This is a genomic window from Nonomuraea sp. NPDC049152 (genome assembly GCF_040648355.1).
Taxonomy (GTDB): Bacteria; Actinomycetota; Actinomycetes; order Streptosporangiales; family Streptosporangiaceae; genus Nonomuraea.
This window is the reverse complement of the sequence record NZ_JBEZDO010000012.1, coordinates 18,553-32,346: the sequence shown is the minus strand read 5'-3', so window position 1 is coordinate 32,346 and position 13,794 is coordinate 18,553. Positions and strand designations below refer to the sequence as shown.

Here is a 13,794-nt window from a genome sequence, read left to right as displayed (position 1 = left end):
TGTGGATAGAACCGACCGCAGAATCCTCCACGAGCTTCAGCGCGAGGGCCGGATCAGCAACGCCGAGCTGGCCGAACGGGTGGGGCTCACGCCGTCGCCGTGCCTGCGCAGGGTGAAGCAGCTGGAGGAGTCGGGGGTGATCAGGGGCTACCGGGCCCTGCTCGACGGGGCGGCGGTGGGTCGCGGGTTCCAGGCGTTCGTCACGGTGGTGATGCGTTACGAGGACCACGACACGGTGGCGGCGTTCGAGGGCGAGGTCGCCGGCATGCCGGAGGTGGTGGAGGCCCACCGGCTGTTCGGCGACCCCGACTTCCTGTTGCGCGTGGCGGTGGCCGATCTGGCCGCCTACGAACGCTTCTACTCCGACCGGCTCTCCGGCCTGCCGGGGGTCGCCCGGCTCACCTCGCACCTGACGATGAAGGCGATCAAGCAGGACACGGGCCTGCCCATCGGCAGCCGGTGACGAGGCAGCCGCTCCTGCCGCCGGTCGTGCGTGACTTGGGCAGGCGGCCGCGGGGGTCAGCAGCCATCGATCCCGCATGCCGCGCCCGTGAGTGGCCAGGGCAGCGCGTCCTCGATCGCCCTGCGCAGCGCCGCGGGGTCGGGGACGCCTTCCACGCGGTGGCGTCCGTCGATGAGAATGGTCGGGACGACGGTGATCTCGTGGGCTGCGGCCTGGGCGAGGGCGGCCCGGTGCGCCTCGCCGTACGCGCCGGTGGTGAGGGCGGCGCGGTAGTCGGCCGCGGGGAGGCCGAACTCCGCGGCCAGCCCGGTCAGGACCTCCACGTCCCCGATGTCCAGCCCTTCCTGGAAGAACGCGCGCAGCAGCCGGTCGTTGTAGGCGCCGCCGAGCCCGTGCTCCCTGGCGTACTGGTGGCCCTCGAAGGCGAGTCTCGTGTACGGCTGGGGCGAGACGTCGGGTAGATGGATGGCGACGCCCATCCGGCGCGCCATCGGGTAGACCGCCCTGCGCCACACGCTCTGCAGGTAGTCACCCTCGGGCCGCAGCGTCGGGCTCGGCTCGGCGCGCAGCTCGAACGGCATCCACTCCACCTCGACGTCCAGCCCCGCGACGGCCTCGTCGATGGGCTTCTTCGCCAGCAGACAGAACGGGCACACATAGTCGGACCAGACTCGCAACTGGACGCTCATCGGTGGTTTCTCCAGATCGTGAAGGGGGCGTCGGCGCCGGGGATGGGCAGGTGCTGGGCGGGCATGTCCCACTGCTCGGTCGGGACGGCGAACAGGCTGTAGGACGAGACGTAGTCGAAGCCCGCCTCCGCCGCGGCGTGCCGGTCGGCGGCGAAGACGACGCGGCCGACGCCCGACCACAGTGCGGCGGTGTAGCAGAGCGGGCACGGCTCACCCGAGGCGAGCAGCGTGGCGCCGGCGACGGCGCGCAGCCCGTGGCGGCCGGTGGCGTCGCGGATGGCGACGATCTCGGCGTGCGCGGTGGGGTCGCGATGGGCGCGCACCCGGTTGACGCCGGTGCCGAGGACGGTGCCGTCGGCCGCGACGACGAGGCCGGCGAACGGAATCCCGCCCGCCTCCACCTCGGCGGTGGCCAGGTCGACGGTTTCGGCGAGCCGGGCCGGCAGCCAGCTCACATCAATTGCTTGTACATGCATATTACTACCATAAACCAAGGATGGCGCGGTCGCGCGCCTACCTCGGAGGTAATCGCGGTGGTGCGCCGGGATGGCGAGAATGGTCGTCCCAATAGATCAGACCGGAGGGGGCCAGTCATGACCGCGTCCACGCGCGCCGTGGTGGAGGAGTTGTTGCGCAGGATCGGCGCGGGCGATCCCGAGCGCGTCGCCGAACTGTACGCCGAGGGCTGCGACTGGAAGCTCGACTGGCCTGAGGCCGAGCACGGCCGGGCCGAGACCCCGTGGATCCGCCACCGCTCCTCGCGCGCCGACGCCGCGGAGCACTTCCGGCAGCTCGGCGAGCACCACCTGCCCGAGCACGTGGCCACCGAGATCGAGCGCGTCCTGGTGGACGGCGCCGACGCGGTCGTGCTCGGCGAGATCCGCCAGGCCGCGCGCTCGACGGGGCGGCCCTATCGTTCGCGGTTCGCACTGCACCTCACGATCGAGGACGGGCTGGTCACCCGGCACCACGTCTATGAGGACAGCCTGGCCGTCGCGCAGGCGTTCGCCGTGGACGCCCGCTGAGCGCCACCACCCAGGCGCCCGCGCCCCGGAAGCGGTGCCGTGACGCGGGCGCGGGGTGGTGGACCCGTCAGGTGGTGGTGCGGTCCATGCGGGCCAGGCGGTTGCGGACGCCGTAGAAGTGGGCGTGGACCGCGGCCTCCGCGGCCGTCCTGTCGGCGGCCAGCACGGCCGCGTAGATGTCGCGGTGCTTCCTGGCCACGTCGCCCGACGGCTCGTCCGGCGTCCCGAGGTGCTCGCGCAGCTGGTGGTAGACGTCCCAGAACGCGCCGAGCAACTGGCTGACCAGCGGGTTGCCGAGCGGCCTGTAGAGCAGGTCGTGGAAGAGCCTGTCGGTCTCCGGAGAGACGACGCCCACCGCGGCCTCGGCCTCCATGCGGGCGATGACGTCGGCGACAGAGGTCAGGTCCACCTCGGGGCCCAGGTCGATGAGCCGCTGGACGAGGCCCGCCTCCAGGATCTCGCGGATCTCCACGAGATGGGCCAGGTGGTTCCTGCCGTCCTGCAGCGTGATGCGGCTGTGGAAGGCCAGCTCGTCGACCAGGCCGGCCAGCGACATCCGGCCCACGAACATCCCGAACCCGTGGCGGATCTCGACGATCCCGACGGCCTGCAGCGCCTTGAGCGCCTCCCTGATGGAGTTGCGGCTGACGCTCAGCTCTTCCATGAGCTCCGACTCGGTGGGCAGCGGATCTCCCGCCACCAGCCCGCGCTTGAGGATGAGGTCCTTGACGCCCTCCTGAGCCTCGACGGCACGGCTCATCCGCGCACGCGGGACAGCGGTCATGAAGAATTCCTCTCTCATAGGCCCTTGCGTAACATTCCGGAAATCGACTGTTGACCACAAGCAGGGTTGGCATCTAGCGTCCACTTACCGCAAAAGATAGGACATGGGATGTCCCACGTTCTACCCCCCAGGAGGAATCCGTGAGCTCTGATTTCAGCCGCCGCGACTTCCTGCGTTACAGCGGAGCGACGGGTGCGGCGGCGTTCATCGCGGCCACCCTCTCCGCCTGCAGCGGAGGCCCCGCCTCGACCGGCTCGGTCGGCTCGGGAACGAACAAGGACCTGATCACCGCTGTCATCGGGTACGGCAACGACCAGAGCTGGGACCCGACGCAGACCGCCTCCGCCTTCGCGATGGCCGGCATCAGCCACATCTACGAAGGCCTGCTCGACACCGACCCGATCACGCGGGAGCCGTACCCCGCGCTGGCGACCGCGCTGCCCGCCGACGTGAACGCCACCTCCTGGAAGTTCACCCTGCGCGAGGGCGCGAAGTGGCACGACGGCCAGCCGGTCACCGCCGACGACGTGGTCTTCACCTTCCAGCGGGTCCTCGACCCCGAGGCCAACGTGCTGGTCGGCAACTTCTTCAAGTCCTGGCTGCAGGAGGTGAAGAAGATCGACGACCGCAACGTGGAGCTGGTCTTCAAGTTCCCCTTCCCCGACGCGGCGCCCAGACTCACCATCGCCAAGATCATGCCCAAGCACGTCTTCGGCCGGCCCGGCGCCTGGGACACGGCCAAGAGCGGCAAGACCGTCGGCTCGGGGCCGTACCGGCAGACCGCGCACAACCCCAAGTCGAACACCTCCTTCGAGGCGTTCGCCGACTACAACGGGCCCCGTCCCGCCACGGCCAAGCAGATGAACTGGCTGACGATCGTGGACGCCGCGGCCAGGGTCGCCAAGATCTCCGGCGGCTCGGCGGAGGCGCAGATCGCCGACAACATCCCCTACGCCAACGTCGAGCAGCTCAAGCAGCAGGGGCTCTCGGTCGAGGGCGGCGCCGGCATGAACCACATGTTCCTGATGTTCAACACCGGCACCAAGCCGTTCGACGACGTCCGCGTACGGCAGGCGCTGCACTACGCGATCGACAAGAAGAAGCTGATCGACGTGGCGCTCAAGGGCCACGGCACCGCCTCCAGCTCCTTCCTCAACGAGGGCCACCCCGACCACAAGCGCGCCTCGGTCGTCTACGACTACGACCCCGACAAGGCCAAGGCGCTGCTCAAGGAGGCGGGCGTCACCAACCTGACGATCAACCTCATGTCCGTCAACGTGAGCTGGATCGTCGACTGCCTGCCCACCATCGCCTCGTCGTGGGAGGCCATCGGCGTCAAGACCACGCTGGAGCCGCAGGACACGGCGGCGCTGTTCGCCAAGATGGACCAGTTCCAGGACTACCAGGTGGTCGCCGCCGCCTCGAACCCCAACCAGTTCGGCATGGACCCCGACCTGATCATGCGCTACAACTACGTGGCCGGCGGGCTCTGGATGAAGTACGCCCACTACGACGGCGGCAAGGACGCCAAGGCGCTGTTCGCGATGATGGACAAGGCGACCGAGGAGCCCGACAAGGCCAAGAAGATCGCGGCGGTCCACGCCTACCTGGACGTCATCGCCGAGCAGGCCGTGCTCTACCCCGTCGTCCACACCGAGCTGATGACCGCGTGGGATCCGAAGAAGCTGTCGGGCGTCCGCGCGCAGCCGTACCCGGGCATCAACATGCTCCAGGCCAAGCGCGTCTGAGCCGCCATGGTCCTCATCGCCAGAATGCTCGTCAGGCGGGTCCTCATCCTGGTCCCGCTGCTGCTCGGCGTCGTCGCGTTCGTGTTCGTCGTGATGCGCTTCTCCAACAACAAGCCGGAGTACGCCTACTTCCAGGGCGCGAACCCGACCGCCGAGCAGATCCGCCAGTTCCAGCTGGAGAACGGCCTGCTCGACCCGTTGCCCGTGCGCTACCTCCGCTTCGTCGCCGACCTGCTCAAGGGCGACATGGGCACCAGCGTGCTGACCAAGAAGCCGGTGATCGAGTCGGTCACGACGGCGCTACCGCTGACGCTCCAGCTCACCTTCCTCGGCCTGACCGTGGCGGTCGTGCTGGCGCTGGTGTTCGGCGTCACGGGCGCGCTGTTCAGGGACCGCTGGCCCGACCAGCTGATCCGGATGGTGTCGCTGGTCGGTGTGGCGGCGCCCGCGTTCTGGCTGGCGCTGCTGATGATCCAGTGGCTGGCCGTGGGCGAGGGGCTGTTCCCGACCGGCGGCTACATCAACCCGGCCGACTCCGTGAGCGGCTGGCTGCGGTCGATGACGCTGCCCGCCCTGTCGCTGTCGTTGCCGGTGGCAGCCCAGCTCACCCGCATCATCCGGACCTCGATGGTGGAGGAGCTGGACAGGGACTACGTGCGCACCGCGATCGGCAGCGGGCTGCCGCCGATCGTGGTGGTCGGCAGGAACGTGCTGCGCAACGCCCTGATCAACCCGCTGACCGTGCTCGGCCTGCGCATCGGCTACCTCATCGGCGGCACGGTGGTCATCGAGCAGATCTACGGCCTGCCCGGCATGGGCCAGCTCATGATCAACGCGGTGCGCGACGGCGACCCCGCGGTCGTCCAGGGCGTGGTGCTGACGATCGCCGTCGGCTTCATGGTCGTCAACCTCCTGGTCGACGTCCTCTACCTGCTGGTCAACCCGCGGCTCAGGAGCGCGTCATGAGACGAGGACTGACAGACCGCCTATCCGGACGCGACGTGGCCTTCAGGCGGCTGCGGCCGCTCTCGTGGGCGGCGGTCGCGATCATCGCGCTGGTCGTGCTGGCGGCCGTGCTCGCGCCGCTCATCGCGCCGCACTCGCCGTACTTCCAGGAGACCGCGGGCGGCGGCCCCTCGGCCGAGCACTGGATGGGGCTCGACAGCGCCAACCGCGACATCCTGTCCAGGCTCCTGTACGGCGCGCGGTGGTCGCTGATCATCGGCCTCGGCGCGACGGCGCTGGCCCTGATGGCCGGAGCCGTCATCGGGGCCGTCGCCGCCACCTCCCGCAGGGCCGCCGACGAGACGATCATGCGCGTGCTGGACGTGATCATGGCATTCCCCGGGATCGCGCTGGCCGCGGTGCTGGTGGCGGTGTTCGGCGGCAGCATCCCCGTGCTGGTCATGGCGATGGCCTTCCTCTACATGCCGTCGGTGGCCAGGGTCGTGCGGGCCAACGTGCTGGCGCAGTACGGCGAGGACTACGTGGCGGCCGAACGGATCATCGGCGCCCGCACCCCGCACATCCTCATCAGGCACGTCGCCGTCAACTGCGCGGCGCCCGTGCTGGTGTTCTGCACGGTGATGGTGGCCGACGCGATCGTGTTCGAGGCGTCGCTGTCGTTCATCGGCGCGGGGGTGCGCCCGCCGAACCCCTCGTGGGGCAGCGTCATCGCCGACGGCAAGAACCTGGTGCTGCTCGGCGGCTGGTGGGCCACGGTCTTCCCCGGCCTGCTGATCCTCGTCACCGTCCTGGCGCTGAACATCCTGTCCGAGGGCATCTCCGACGCGTGGGCAGCCCCCGCCACCCGCAAGGCGTCCACCAGGAAGGATGACGCCTTCGAGCAGGCCGAGCCCGGCACGGGCCAGGTCACCGAGCTGCCCGGTCTCGCCGAGGCCGCGCTCAGGCTGGCCGAGCGCGCCCGCCCGCTGCCGCAGGGCCCGCCGATCCTGACCGTGCGGAACCTGCGGATCGCGTTCGACGTGGGCGTGGACATCGTCGACGGCATCTCCTTCGACGTACGGCCTGGCGAGGTGCTCGGCCTGGTCGGCGAGTCGGGCTGCGGCAAGTCGCTCACGGCGCTGACCGTCATGGGCCTGCAGCCGCGCGACGCGCGCATCAGCGGCGAGATCGTCTTCGACGGCCGTCCGCTCCTGACGATGTCGCGCACGTCGCGCAGGCGGCTGCTCGGTCACGACATGGCGATGATCTACCAGGACGCGCTGTCCTCGCTGAACCCGGCCATGACCATCAAGGCCCAGCTCAAGCAGGTCACCCGCCGTGGCGGCCGCCGCTCGCCGGCCGAGCTGCTGGAGCTGGTGGGCCTGGACGCCCGCCGTACCCTCTCCTCCTACCCGCACGAGCTGTCCGGCGGGCAGCGGCAACGGGTGCTGATCGCGATGGCGCTGTCGCGCGACCCCAAGCTGATCGTCGCCGACGAGCCCACCACCGCGCTCGACGTGACCGTCCAGGCGCAGGTCATCGAGCTGCTGCTGGAGCTGCGCGAGGAGCTGGGCTTCGCGCTCATCCTCGTCTCGCACGACCTCGCGCTGGTCGCCGACGTCACCGACCGCGTGGTCGTCATGTACGGCGGGCAGATCGTGGAGGCGGGGGCGACGGCCACCCTGGTGGGCGCGCCCGCCCACCACTACGCGCGCGGTCTGCTCGGCTCGGTGCTGTCGCTGGAGTCGGGGGCCGAGCGGCTCACGCAGATCCGCGGCGTGGTCCCCTCGCCCGCCGACTTCCCCGCGGGGTGCCGCTTCGCCGACCGCTGCCCGGTGGCCACGGACATGTGCAGGACCGAAGCGCCCTCGCTGGAGGGCGACGCCGATCGGCACACCGTGGCCTGCCACCATCCGGCGGTCGTCCTCGTGGGGAGTGAGCAGCATGCTTGAGCTGAAGGACGTGCACGTCGTGCACAAGGCGCGCTCGGGCGGGGTGTTCTCCCGCGACCGCGTCCACGCGCTGACCGGCGCCGACCTGACCATCGGCCCCGGCGAGACCGTGGGCGTCGTGGGCGAGTCGGGCTGCGGCAAGTCCACGCTGGCCAAGGTGCTGGTCGGGCTGCAGCGGCCGACGTCGGGGACGGTCTCCTTCCTCGGCAGGGACCTGTGGTCGCTGAAGGAGCCGGAGCGGCGGGGACTGGTCGGCTCCAGCATCGGGATGATCTTCCAGGACCCTTCCACCGCGCTGAACCGGCGGCTGCCGGTCAGGCAGGTGCTGCGCGACCCGCTCAACGTGCACAGGCGCGGCACCCCCGCCGAGCGCGACGCCCGCGTGCGCGAACTGCTCGACCTGGTCGGCCTGCCCGCGAGCGTCGCCGACGTGCTGCCCGGCCAGCTGTCGGGCGGCCAGCGCCAGCGCGTGGCCGTGGCCAGGGCGCTCGCCCTCGAGCCCGCGCTGCTCATCGCCGACGAGCCCACCAGCGCGCTCGACGTGTCTGTGCGCGCTCAGATCCTCAACCTGCTGCTCGATCTGAAGGAACGGCTCGGGCTGGCGCTGGTGTTCGTCTCGCACGACATCCAGACGGTGCGCAGGATGAGCGACCGCGTGCTCACCATGTACCTGGGCAGGATCGTCGAGCAGACGCCCGCCCATGCCGTACCGCTGCGGGCGCGGCACCCCTACACCAGGGCGCTGTTCTCGGCCACGCCTGGGCTGATCTCGCCGATCACCCCGATCCCGCTGGTCGGCTCGGTGCCGTCGGCGACCAGGCCGCCGAGCGGCTGCCCGTTCCGCACCCGCTGCTGGCGGGCGGACGACGTGTGCGGCGCCGCGTGGCCCGACGCCCAGAACGATGACGACCACCTCTTCCACTGCCACCATCCGGTGGCGGCGGGAGCGACCGATCTCGAACTGATTGAGGAGCGCGCATGACGTTGACCGGTGTGATCCCCCCGGTGTGCACCCCCATGACCCCCGACCATCAGGTGGACACCGCCTCGCTCACCCGGCTGGTCGACCATCTGCTCACGGGCGGGGTGGACGCGTTGTTCGTGCTCGGCTCCTCGTCGGAGGTCGCCTACCTGCCCGACGCGCAGCGCGCGGTCGTGCTCGACACGGTGGTCGGGCACGTGGGCGGGCAGGTGCCCGTGCTCGCAGGGGTGATCGACATGACCACGCCGAGGGTGCTCGAACACGTCCGTGTGGCCGTCGAGGCGGGGGCGGCGGGGGTGGTGGCCACGGCGCCGTTCTACACGCGCACCCATCCCACCGAGATCCGCACCCATTTCCGGATGATCGCCGACGTGGCGGGGGTGCCGGTCTATGCCTATGACCTGCCGGTCTCCGTGCACACCAAGCTGAGCGCGTCCCTGTTGCTGGAGTTGGCGGACGAGGGGGCGCTGGCGGGGGTGAAGGACTCCAGCGGCGACGACGGCGGCCTGCGCCAGGTCATCATGGGCAGGAAGGCGCCGTTCAGCGTGCTCACCGGCTCGGAGGTGACCGTCGACTCGGCTCTGTGGATGGGCGCCGACGGCGTGGTTCCCGGGCTTGGCAACGTGGATCCGCATGGCTATGTCCGGCTGTTCCGGTCCGCCGCCCGAGGCGACTGGGAGGCGGCCAGGAGGGAGCAGGAGCGGCTGGTCCGCCTCTTCGAGATCATCCAGGTCGGTGGCACGCGCATGGGCGGCAGCTCCTCAGGACTGGGAGCCTTCAAGGCGGCGCTGCATCTGCGCGGCGTCATCGACTGCCCGGTCACCGCCCTGCCGCAGGTCCCCCTGAACGACGACGAGGTCGCCCAGATCAGCATGCTGCTGGCGGCGGAGGGCCTGCTGTAGGCGGCGCTCGCCGTGCCCGCCGAAGGCGCGGCCCAGCGCGGGGAAGTCGATGCCGTCGACGTCCACGGCGACAGGAGGGATGTCCTTCGCCCGCATCTCCTCGCGGCGCTGGTCACCACGCCCGTCTGACGGACAATTCTCTGCTGTGAGAACCCGATCCGTTCCATCGCACGCGATCCTGCGGCTCATGGGCGGACAGGCGCTCGTCCCCGAGGTTCGGGTCGCGCTGTTCCGTGCGCTGCCGATGATCGAGGGCGTCTCCGTCAAGCCGGACGCGGTGGACGCGGCGGGCCGCCACGGCGTCGCGTTCGTCTACACAGGCGACTGGGAACGCTTCGAGATCATCGTCAGCTCCGAGGACTACCGGTTCCTGGGAACGTACGGCGAGAGTGTCGCCGACAGGACCTTCCCCAGCGAGAAGGTCGGCACGGTCAAGGCCGGCACGCCTCTGGTGTGGTCCGCCCAGTTGGAGACCAAGGTCGTCGACAAGCCGGGACTCCGCTAGCGGGCAGACGTCAGGGGTCTCCGGGAGCGGGAACGGCCATTCAATGCTCCGGGAGGCCCCTGATGATCATGTCGATGGCCGTCTCGTAGGTCTCGTCCGCCTGGTCGGCGGCGATGTGCCCGAGCGTCTCGGACAGCAGCAGGCCGGAGACGAACCCGTGCAGCACGTCGGCGGTCCGCCATCGCTTGTCCTCCGGCACCCCCGCCGCGGGCAGGATCCTGAACAGCACGTCCCACAGCCCGCCCTCCTTCAGCTCGATGACCTCCGGATGGTTGTGCACATACGTCCACAGCATCGGGTGGGTGCGGGCCAGCCTGCGATAGGCGTAGGCGAGCGCGCGGAGCTGGTCCTGCCAGGGCGTGCCGTCGTCGGGCGGCAGGTCGAGCAGCGGGACGACGTTGCCGAGGCAGATCTCCCTGATGAGCTCCGTCTTGTTCGCCACGTGGTGGTAGAGCGACATCGGGTTCACGTCGAGCTCGGCGGCCAGCTTGCGCATCGACAGGGAGTCCACGCCGCCCGCCTCTATCAGCCGCAGCGCGGTGGACCTGATCTCCTCGGCCGTCAGGGGCGTGCCCCTCCGTGCGCTCACTGCCATACACCGCATGGTAGCGTCAGCCATACGGTGTATGGCTACGCATGGAGCACTCATGAAGGCGATTCCCGCCCCGCAAGGGCTGCCGCTGCTCGGCAACACCCTGCAGATCCCGAGCAAGGCCCCCATTGTTTTCTTCGAAGACCTCGCGAGTCGCTATGACGAGGGCATCTTCCAGCTCGAGCTCGTCGGCCGAAAAGTGCTGTTCGTCTACGACCCCGACCTGGTCGCGGAGGTGAGCGACGAGAGCCGCTTCTACAAGGGCATCAACCCGCCGCTGTCGATCGTGCGCGACTTCGCCGGTGACGGCCTGTTCACCGCCAGGCACGACGAGCCGGTATGGGGCCACGCGCATCGCATCCTGATGCCGGCCTTCAGCCAGCGCTCGATGAAGGCCTACTACCCGCAGATGCTGGAAGTGGCCGAGCAGCTCGTCGCCTCGTGGGGCGGACGCCAGGGCGAGGACCTGCCGGTGTCCGACGACATGACCAGGCTCACGCTGGACGTCATCTCGCTGACCGGGTTCGGCTACCGGTTCAACTCCTTCGACTCCCCCGAGCTGCACCCGTTCCTGCGGGCGATGGGCGGCGCGCTGACCGAGGCCATGCACCGCAACCAGCAGTTCCCCCTCGTCACCAAGCTCAAGCGCCGGCAGGAGGAGGCCTACCAGCACGACATCAAGGTCATGCGCGACCTCGTCGACGACGTGATCAGGCGGCGCCGTGCCGGGGACGTGGGCGGCGCGAAGGACCTGCTCGGCCTCATGCTGGAGGCCTCGGACCCGAAGACGGGCGAGCGGCTGTCGGATGAGAACATCCGCAACCAGGTACTCACCTTCCTCATCGCGGGACACGAGACGACCAGCGGGCTGCTCTCCTTCGCCCTGTACAACCTGCTGCGCGACCCGCACGCGCTGGCCTTGGCGTACGAGGAGGTGGACAGGCTGCTGCCGGGCGACGAGCCGCCCACCTACGAGACGATCATGAAGCTGGACGTGATCCCCCGGATCCTGGAGGAGACGCTGCGGATCTGGTCCCCCATCCCCGCCTTCAGCGTGAACGCCTTCGCGGACGACAGCATCGGCGGCTACCCGGTGGCCAAGGGCCAGGGAGTCGTCGTGCTGCTTCCCCCGCTGCACAGGAACCCGAAGGCGTGGGACAGGCCCACCGACTTCGACATCGACCGGTGGCTGCCCGAGGAGAAGAAGACGCACCATCCGGCGGCGTACAAGCCGTTCGGCAACGGCGAGCGGGCCTGCATCGGCCGCCAGTTCGCGCTGACGGAGGCGCGGCTCGCGCTGGCGATGATCCTCCGCCGCTTCGCGGTCTCCGATCCCGCCGTCTACCGGATGGAGATCAAGCAGACGCTGACCCTCAAGCCGGACAACTTCACGATCAGGGTCCGCGAGCGCAGGGCGCACGAGCGCGCCGCCGCAGGCGCGCGGCCGGTCGAGCAGACCGAGCAGCAGGACGTCGCGGTCACGGGCGTCCCGCTCACCGTCGCCTACGGCTCCAACCTCGGCACCTGCCAGGACCTCGCCGAACGGCTGGCCGAGCGGGCGGGCCGGTCGGGCTTCGCCACCACACTGACGACGCTGGACGACCTCGAGCCGCCCGGTGAGGGGCTGCTGCTGGTGCTGGCCTCGTCCTACAACGGCAAGGCGCCCGACAACGCCCAGCGCTTCGACGCGCTGGAGGAGCTGCCCGACCTGTCGGGCGTACGGCTGGCCGTGCTCGGCTGCGGCAACACCCAGTGGCCCACCTACCAGGACTTCCCGCGCCGCGCCTTCGACAAGCTCACCGCGGCGGGCGCCGTGCCGCTCGTCGAGCGGGGCGAGGCGGACGCCGACGGCGACTTCGACGGCGACGTGTCGGCCTGGACGGCGAAGCTGTGGGCGGCGGTGGCCGAGGAGTACAGCGCCTCGGCGGCCGACGCGGGGCGGCGCTACGAGATGGACGTGCTCACCGAGGCGGAGGTACGGCCCGCGGTCGTGTCGGCCAGAGCCGTGCCGCTGAAGGTGGTCGCGAACGAGGAGCTGACCGGCGACCCCGAAGGGCTGTGGGACTTCTCCGTCGAGCAGCCGAGGCCCGGCGTGCGCTCGATCGTCGCCGAGCTGCCCGAGGGCGTCACGTACGAGGCGGGCGACCACCTGGCGGTCTTCGCCAAGAACGACCCCGAGCTCGTGGAGTGGGCGCTGCGCACCCTGCGGGTGCCGAGAGAGCAGGTCGTCAGGCTGCGCGCCCAGGGCCCCACCCACCTGCCGGTGGACACGCCGGTGACCGCGGGGCTGCTGCTCACCGAGTTCGCCGAGCTGCAGGAGGTGGCCACCCGCGCGGACCTGGACGCGCTGGCCGCCCACACCGGCTGCCCGTGGACCACGGGACAGCTGGCCGAGCTGTCGGCGAACTACGCCGACGAGGTGCTCGCCAAGCGGCTGTCGGTGCTCACGCTGCTGGAACGCCTCCCCGCCGTGGAGCTGCCACTGGCGGTGTTCCTGGAGCTCGCGGGGCCGATCAGGCCGCGGTACTACTCGATCTCCTCCTCGCCGCTGGCCGAGCGGGGCCGGGTGCGGATCACCGTCGGCCTGGTGGAGGGACCCGCGTGGTCCGGCAGCGGCGCCTACCGCGGCATGTGTTCGGCCTACCTGGCGGGGCTGGCCGAGGGCGAGGTCTTCTACGGCTACATCAGGGTGCCCGCGCCGCCGTTCAGGCTGCCCGAGGACCCGAGTACGCCGGTCATCCTGGTCGGTCCTGGAACCGGGTTCGCGCCGCTGCGCGGGTTCCTGGAGCAGCGGGCGCTGACCGGGGCCACCGGCAGGGCCGAGGTGTTCACCGGCTGCCGCCACCCCGAGCACGACCTGTTGTACAGGCAGGAGGTGGAGGCGTGGGCGGCGGTCGAGGGGGTGCGCCTGCACACCGCCTTCTCAGCCGTGCCCGGCCACCCTTACCGCTTCGTCCAGGACGCCGTCGCGGCGCAGGCCGACGCGGTGTGGGAGCTGCTCCAGCAGGGCGCGCACGTCTACGTTTGCGGTGACGGGCTGCGCATGGCGCCTGCCGTACGGCGGGCACTGCTGGAGATCTACCGGGAGAAGACGGGCGCGGACGGCGAGGCGTGGCTGGCGGAGCTCGAACAGCGGGGCCGCTACCAGCAGGACGTGTTCGCCTGACCCGGAGCCGGTGGGCTGGGCTCAGCCCACCGGCGCCTCTT

General features: G+C 70.3%; 13 protein-coding genes. 9 read left to right on the top strand and 4 right to left on the bottom strand.

Going from position 1 to position 13,794, the window contains the following annotated elements; all coding sequences use genetic code 11:
- Position 1 precedes the first annotated feature (1 nt).
- Positions 2–463, top strand: a complete 462-nt coding sequence (locus AB0B45_RS22470; protein WP_358133440.1) for an Lrp/AsnC family transcriptional regulator — start codon at positions 2–4, stop codon at positions 461–463.
- A 56-nt stretch (positions 464–519) separates the two neighbouring features.
- Here AB0B45_RS22470 and AB0B45_RS22465 read toward each other — a convergent pair whose 3' ends face one another.
- Both AB0B45_RS22465 and AB0B45_RS22460 read right to left on the bottom strand, forming a co-directional pair.
- Positions 520–1,152 (bottom strand): DsbA family oxidoreductase, encoded by a 633-nt coding sequence (locus AB0B45_RS22465; protein ID WP_358133437.1) that lies wholly within the window; start codon positions 1,150–1,152, stop codon positions 520–522.
- Positions 1,149–1,628, bottom strand: coding sequence for a nucleoside deaminase (locus tag AB0B45_RS22460; RefSeq protein WP_358133435.1), 480 nt, complete (start codon positions 1,626–1,628; stop codon positions 1,149–1,151). The genes AB0B45_RS22465 and AB0B45_RS22460 overlap by 4 nt, the downstream gene beginning before the upstream one ends.
- A gap of 117 nt (positions 1,629–1,745) precedes the next feature.
- Between AB0B45_RS22460 and AB0B45_RS22455 the strand changes: the two genes are divergently transcribed.
- On the top strand, positions 1,746–2,177 hold the full coding sequence (locus tag AB0B45_RS22455) for a nuclear transport factor 2 family protein (RefSeq protein WP_358133433.1): 432 nt from the start codon (positions 1,746–1,748) through the stop codon (positions 2,175–2,177).
- A 67-nt stretch (positions 2,178–2,244) separates the two neighbouring features.
- Here AB0B45_RS22455 and AB0B45_RS22450 read toward each other — a convergent pair whose 3' ends face one another.
- Positions 2,245–2,961: an FCD domain-containing protein gene (locus AB0B45_RS22450; RefSeq protein WP_358133430.1), complete on the bottom strand. Its 717-nt coding sequence runs from the start codon at positions 2,959–2,961 to the stop codon at positions 2,245–2,247.
- Positions 2,962–3,101: 140 nt separating this feature from the next.
- On the opposite strand from AB0B45_RS22450, the gene AB0B45_RS22445 reads away from it, so the two are divergent.
- The 6 genes from AB0B45_RS22445 to AB0B45_RS22420 all read left to right on the top strand — a co-directional run bounded on the left by AB0B45_RS22445 (position 3,102) and on the right by AB0B45_RS22420 (position 9,995).
- Positions 3,102–4,709, top strand: a complete 1,608-nt coding sequence (locus tag AB0B45_RS22445; RefSeq protein WP_358133428.1) for an ABC transporter substrate-binding protein — start codon at positions 3,102–3,104, stop codon at positions 4,707–4,709.
- A gap of 24 nt (positions 4,710–4,733) precedes the next feature.
- Entirely contained in the window at positions 4,734–5,675 is a 942-nt protein-coding gene (locus AB0B45_RS22440) for an ABC transporter permease (protein WP_358133426.1), read from the top strand.
- Entirely contained in the window at positions 5,672–7,606 is a 1,935-nt protein-coding gene (locus tag AB0B45_RS22435) for a dipeptide/oligopeptide/nickel ABC transporter permease/ATP-binding protein (RefSeq protein ID WP_358133423.1), read from the top strand. Before AB0B45_RS22440 ends, AB0B45_RS22435 begins: the two co-directional genes overlap by 4 nt.
- A complete protein-coding gene (locus AB0B45_RS22430; RefSeq protein ID WP_358133421.1) occupies positions 7,599–8,588 on the top strand; it encodes an ABC transporter ATP-binding protein in 990 nt (329 codons plus the stop codon). Before AB0B45_RS22435 ends, AB0B45_RS22430 begins: the two co-directional genes overlap by 8 nt.
- Complete coding sequence (locus AB0B45_RS22425; RefSeq protein WP_358133418.1) at positions 8,585–9,490, top strand: dihydrodipicolinate synthase family protein; 906 nt, start codon at positions 8,585–8,587, stop codon at positions 9,488–9,490. Before AB0B45_RS22430 ends, AB0B45_RS22425 begins: the two co-directional genes overlap by 4 nt.
- Before the next feature lie 145 nt (positions 9,491–9,635).
- Positions 9,636–9,995 carry a hypothetical protein gene (locus tag AB0B45_RS22420; protein WP_358133416.1) on the top strand — a complete coding sequence of 120 codons (360 nt, stop codon included), beginning with the start codon at positions 9,636–9,638 and terminating at the stop codon, positions 9,993–9,995.
- Positions 9,996–10,035: 40 nt separating this feature from the next.
- On the opposite strand, the gene AB0B45_RS22415 is transcribed toward AB0B45_RS22420, so the two are convergent.
- Positions 10,036–10,590: a TetR/AcrR family transcriptional regulator gene (locus AB0B45_RS22415; RefSeq protein ID WP_358133414.1), complete on the bottom strand. Its 555-nt coding sequence runs from the start codon at positions 10,588–10,590 to the stop codon at positions 10,036–10,038.
- A gap of 52 nt (positions 10,591–10,642) precedes the next feature.
- Between AB0B45_RS22415 and AB0B45_RS22410 the strand changes: the two genes are divergently transcribed.
- The gene (locus AB0B45_RS22410; protein WP_358133411.1) at positions 10,643–13,753 is read left to right on the top strand and encodes a cytochrome P450; all 3,111 of its coding nucleotides are present in this window, start codon (positions 10,643–10,645) and stop codon (positions 13,751–13,753) included.
- Positions 13,754–13,794 lie beyond the last annotated feature (41 nt).